Source organism: Crenobacter oryzisoli (genome assembly GCF_030385785.1).
Lineage (GTDB): Bacteria > Pseudomonadota > Gammaproteobacteria > Burkholderiales > Chromobacteriaceae > Crenobacter_A > Crenobacter_A oryzisoli.
Map to the genome: position 1 here is coordinate 1 of NZ_JAUEDK010000096.1, position 4016 is coordinate 4016.

General features: G+C 61.8%; 4 protein-coding genes, 1 rRNA gene and 1 pseudogene. 1 reads left to right on the forward strand and 5 read right to left on the reverse strand.

The genetic code is table 11. From position 1 onward, the window contains the following. Positions 1-403 (reverse strand): transposase (locus tag QU481_RS23455; RefSeq protein ID WP_289832362.1); only part of this gene is annotated, 403 nt, incomplete at its 3' end. Positions 404-529: 126 nt separating this feature from the next. On the opposite strand from QU481_RS23455, the gene QU481_RS23460 reads away from it, so the two are divergent. After that, on the forward strand, positions 530-1063 hold the full coding sequence (locus tag QU481_RS23460; protein WP_289832363.1) for an MFS transporter: 534 nt from the start codon (positions 530-532) through the stop codon (positions 1061-1063). Between the two features lie 231 nt (positions 1064-1294). Here QU481_RS23460 and tnpC read toward each other — a convergent pair. The 4 genes and pseudogenes from tnpC to rrf all read right to left on the reverse strand — a co-directional run bounded on the left by tnpC (position 1295) and on the right by rrf (position 3812). Continuing rightward, positions 1295-2695: pseudogene (gene tnpC, locus QU481_RS23465) on the reverse strand (IS66 family transposase). A gap of 47 nt (positions 2696-2742) precedes the next feature. Beyond that, positions 2743-3087 (reverse strand): IS66 family insertion sequence element accessory protein TnpB, encoded by a 345-nt coding sequence (gene tnpB, locus QU481_RS23470; protein ID WP_289832364.1) that lies wholly within the window; start codon positions 3085-3087, stop codon positions 2743-2745. Continuing rightward, positions 3081-3446, reverse strand: a complete 366-nt coding sequence (gene tnpA, locus QU481_RS23475; protein ID WP_289832365.1) for an IS66-like element accessory protein TnpA — start codon at positions 3444-3446, stop codon at positions 3081-3083. Before tnpA ends, tnpB begins: the two co-directional genes overlap by 7 nt. A gap of 251 nt (positions 3447-3697) precedes the next feature. Beyond that, positions 3698-3812, reverse strand: a 5S ribosomal RNA gene (gene rrf, locus QU481_RS23480). Between the last annotated feature and the right edge of the window lie 204 nt (positions 3813-4016).

A 4016-nucleotide genomic window follows, 5' to 3' on the forward strand; every position in this document is an offset into this window, starting at 1 on the left:
GCTCGGACACCTGGCTCTTCGAGATGCCGGTCATGCCCATCGCCTGCACCAGTTCGTCGACCTTGCGGGTCGAGACCCCATTGATCCAGGCTTCCTGCACCACGGCGGCGAGCGCCTGTTCGGCTAAGCGTCTGGGTTCGAGAAAGGACGGGAAGTAAGTGCCGCTGCGCAGCTTCGGTACTTGCAGTTCGAGCGTGCCGAGTCGGCTGTGCAAGGTGCGGTCACGGTAGCCATTCCGATAGGCTTGGCGATCCCCGTTGCGCTCATGCCGGTCAGCACCGATCTGGTTGGTGACCTCGCATTCCATCAGGTCGGCGAGCACCGATTCCACCAGAGAGCGCAAAAAATCGCCCCCGCCCTGTTGCTTCAGCCGTTCCATAAATACCATGCTGTCGTTGGCCATCGAGTTCTCCTTTGGGTAAGTCTGATTCTTCGCAAAATCGACCTTACCGGAGTTCTTCGATGGCCTTCTACCATCGGCCTGCATTTACACCACTTCCGTGGACTCTATCGACTTGGCCCAAGCCCGGTGCCGGTTCGACTATCACCACCGACACATCCTCCTGCACACGGCACACTCGGCCTGTTCCTGCGCGAGCACTACCAGTTGGGCCCGCAATGGGTGGGCTACCTGTTCACGCTCAACTGCCTGATGGTGGTCGGCCTGCAGCTGCCGATCGCGCACCGGGTCGGCCACTGGGGACTGACGCGCAGCTCGCACGCCGGCGTAGTCTGCGTCGGCGCAGCGTTCCTGGTGCTGAACCTCGGCCACGGCGCGCCGTGGGCACTGGCATCGATGGCGGTGCTGACAGCGGGCGAGATGCTGATGTCGCCGACTTGGGCGGCGATCCTGATGCTGCGCTCAGAGGGCAGGCAGCGCGGCCAATACATGGGCATCTACAACGCGGCCTGGTCCGGCCAGATGCTGTTCGCGCCGGCGCTAGGGACCTGGGCGTACGGCCAGTTCGACGGACCACTGTTGTGGTGGCTATGTGCGGGGGCGGCAGGACTAGCGTTGATGTTGCATGGGCTGGTGCTGCCGCGGATGCTGGTACGGGAGTAGACGCATGGTTCGGTCAAAAGGCGGCCACTTGGCCGCTTTTTTGATGCGACGAAGGTCAGAGGCAGAGGTCGGCTTGTGTCGGATGGAGGCGCTTGCGCCATAACCCATCGCACTTTTCGGTCAACCTGTGTAAAGAACTGCAAGCGCAAACTCAATGCCAGCTTGCAGTTCATCCGTAACGGCCCGGTCAGTACCGTCTTGCCGATTTTGAGAGGGCGGTGTGAGTGAGTATTAAAGCGAGGCTGTCGTTGCCGAAGTGGGCTGAGCCAGTGCCACATTCCATGGCAAGAGATCGGCAGTCCGATTGACCGGGTAGTCGGCAATCACGCCCAGTACGTGCCGCAGGTAGGCCTCCGGGCCGAGGCCGTTCAGCTTGGCGCTGCCAATCAGATCGGATTTGCGCGATAACTTGTCCAACTGAGCATGCAACCAAGCATGGAAATCGAGCAGTCGAGACCGGCTGCGGGCTTGCCGGACTGCTCTGCGCTGTTCGGGCGGGCTGCCGCGAAGCTCGGCTTCAACCGCATGCAAAGCGGCGATCTGCTCCAGCGCGGTTTGCGTGATCGGCGACGGCCGGGCCACATGCAGATCGTAGAATTTGCGCCGCACATGCGCCCAGCACGCCGCTTCCTGAATCCGCCCCATGTCGTACAGCTTGCCGAAGCCGGCGTAGCCACCAGCTTACAGGGTGCCGACGAAGTCTTTGAGATGGCTTTGCGGGTGCTCGCCCTGACGATCCGGCGAGTAGCCGAACCAGACGGCGGGTGGCGCTTCTGCGCCGGCGGGCCGGTCGTCACGTACATAGGTCCACAACCGGCCGGTCTTGGTGCGGCCCTTGCCCGGCGCCAACACCGGAACCGGCGTGTCATCGGCGTGCAGTTTGTCAGCGCTCAGCACATGCCGGCGCAGCGCATCGATCATAGGTCGTAGCAAACGGCTGCAGGCGCCGACCCAATCGGCCAGCGTACTGTCATCCAGTTCAACGCCTTCGCGAGCGTACATCTGGCTCTGCCGATACAGCGGCAGGTGATCGGCAAACTTGGCCACCAGCACGTGTGCCAATAGGCCGGGGCCGGCGAAGCTGTGTTCGATCGGGCGGCTTGGCGCCGGCGCCTGCATCACGCGGGCACAGCAGGCGCAGCTGAACTTGGGGCGCACATGGCGGATGACACGGAAGCTGGCCGGCACATACTCCAGGACTTCCGATACATCTTCGCCCAGCGGGCGCCAGGCACCACCGCAGTCCGGGCAAGCGAGATGCTCGGGCTGATGCGTGTGGATGTCGCGCGGCAGATGGTCGGGTAAGGGGCGGCGGCTGGGGCATTTGCGCTCAGGCGCCTCGGCGCTGATCGCCGCCACCGGTGCTTGTTCCGCTTCGGCGGTTTGCAGCTCTTCCAGCTCCAGCTGCAATTGCTCGATCTGACGCGCGAGTTTCTCGGAGCGGCGACCGAACTGCATGCGCTGCAGCTTGGCGATGAGGAGTTTGAGTCGTTCGATTTCTTCGCCACGCGCGGCGATGGTCAGTTCCAGTTGTTGAACGGTCGCCTGCATGTGCTGCTCACGCTGAGCGTGCGCCAACACCAAAGCCTTGAGGGCTGCGATATCGTTGGGCAGGGTGTCGGCAGTCAGCATGGAGACAGTGTACTCATGCTGACGACATCAGGAAACCGGGGGTGGGTTCAGACCGCAGTGGGCGTCCAAGTCCGTACGGGGCGGCGCCAATCGATCCCTTCGAGCAGCATCGCCAGTTGCGCCGCACTCAGGTGGACGGCGCCCCCTTCGGCTGCGGGCCAGACGAAACGACCGTGCTCAAGCCGCTTGGCGAACAAACACAGCCCGTCTCCGGACCACCATAGCACCTTGATGCGGTCGCCGCGCCGGCCACGGAACACGAACACGTGGCCGGAGAACGGGTTCTGCGCCAGCGTGCTTTGCACGATGGCGATCAGTCCGTCGAAGCCACGCCGCATGTCGGTATGACCGGCGACCAGCCAGACTTGCGTGCCGGCGGGCAGGCTCAGCATCCGCCGAGGGCCTCGATGACCAGCCGCAAGGTGATGGGGTCGGGGCGGCCCTGAATGTGCAGCCGTCCCTTGGGCAGGATCACTTCGAGCTGGGCAGGTTCGGTGGCGAACGCGTCCCTATCGGACACCGGCTCGGGCAAGATGCGGATGGGGATCACGACCGGATTGGCAATTGGTCCCAGCTTGCCTTGCCGATATTGGGTGCGCCAGTTGAACAGGACGTTGGCGTTGAGGTCGTGCTCGCGGGCTAGTCGCGCTACGGAGACGCCAGGTTCAAACGAGGCTTCGACCAAGTGGCGCTTGAAGTCGAGCGGGAAATTGGGGCGCCGATGACGCTTGGCTGGGGTGGCTGAATCCAAGATGATGTCCATTAATCATGTGATGGACATCATTCTCATCAATTTATGGTGGGGTACCAGACGGTATTGGTCGGGTGCTTACGGAAGGTGCAAGGTATCCATATGTCCACCAAGAAATTAAGTGGACACGATGCTCCCAAGAGTCTTAAGGCGACTCAATATGGGCGGGCTGGAGGGTTATGGCGCGCCGGGCTTTCCGTCGCCGTAAAGCACAAAGCCCAGCTCTATGAGCTGGGCTTGTGGTGTGGGGAGTCTGGCGGTGACCTACTTTCACATGGCGAATGCCACACTATCATCGGCGCAGAGGCGTTTCACGGTCCTGTTCGGGATGGGAAGGCGTGGGACCACCTCGCTATGGCCGCCAGACATTAACTTGTACAAACTGTCGAAGCCCGGTGCCGTTGTCACGTCACCGTATTGAATTCAAGCGTTACTTGGTAGTTTTGATTGCGTCTCGTCGCACATCACCTGTACTTCACACCACGAAGTACCTCAAATGATAGGATCAAGCCTCACGAGCAATTAGTATCGGTTAGCTTAACGCCTCACAGCGCTTCCACACCCGACCTA